Here is a 1,135-nt window from a genome sequence, read left to right as displayed (position 1 = left end):
GTCTTGCGGGCCGCATTGGTCAGGACGGCGATGCCAGTCTCCTCCCTGCCCTTCTGATCCAGTTTCAGCCAGTGATCCGCTACCTTTTCGGAAACCTCGACCCGGTTTCCGGTCTCGACGACCGCGCCGATCCGAGCCATGGCGGCCTTCACCTCGCCCCGGATGGCATGGAGCACGGCTTCGCGGCCCGCTTCATCGCGCTGGCGCTGGATATCGGTCATGAGGGCGGTTGGCATGCCCGCCCTCTGCAACTGGGCGAAGGGTTGCCCCGCGCTGACGGCATCGAGCTGCTTCACGTCACCCACGAGGATCACTCTGGCAAAGCCGCTCCGATGGGCATGGGACAGGAGATCGCGCATTTCGGTCGCAGCAATCATGCCCGCTTCGTCGACGACGAGGATCTTGCGCCCCCGCCCTTCTCCGCCCGGATCGCCGCCCTGACGGATCTGCATAAGCCAAGACTGCATGGTCTGGGCTGTGGGGATCGCTTCCTTYAGGGCCTCGACCGCACGACCGGACGGMGCGAGRCCGATCARTTCGTAGCSCGCCTTCTCSGCRTAGCGGCGCACGGTTTCGACCATAAAGGTCTTGCCTGTTCCGGCATAGCCCTGCACGCCCACGACGCGCGACGCACCGGAAAGGCCCGTCATAACCGCATCACGTTGCCCTTCAGTCAGGCTCGTGTTCGCCAACCTGCGCTGCAGCGATTTTTCGTGATCTCGGCCTTCGAGGCTCAGCGCTTCCAGATCCAGGCGCCCGGCCCGAACGCCTGCGCGGTAGGTTTTCAAGATCTCGCGTTCGGCAGCGAGCGTTTCCTTGTCCGTGAGGAGCGGGCTCAAGCCTGATTGGCCGGCATAAAGAAGGGTCTTGTCCTTCATCGCGGCCGTGACCTCGCGGGTCAGGTCCGCGACGGTGCCATGGGTAAGACGTGGAAGTGCTGTCTTCAGAAGATCGCGGAGCGGATAGACACTCTGCCGCTCGCTGAGGTGGGCCACGGCCCAGGCAAGTGCGTCCTTCGCCTCCCGCCTGACGAAATCCGCCTCGATCCCCTCGCGGCTGACACCGCCGAGCCGGACATGTAGAGATCGTTCCGCCGCGCGGCGGAGCTCCTGAAGTTGCTCGGGTTCCATACCCC

1 protein-coding gene is annotated in these 1,135 nt (G+C 64.5%); it reads right to left on the bottom strand.

The window, feature by feature from the left end:
• Window positions 1-1,135, bottom strand: a 1,135-nt coding sequence (locus tag AC1DVR_RS23450) for an ATP-dependent DNA helicase (protein ID WP_478003035.1), incomplete at both ends; no start/stop codon positions are given.

It is taken from the genome of Rhodobacter sp. P2_H5 (genome assembly GCF_056403335.1).
The sequence above is the reverse complement of the archived record's forward strand: the minus strand, read 5'-3'. Positions and strand labels throughout refer to the sequence as shown.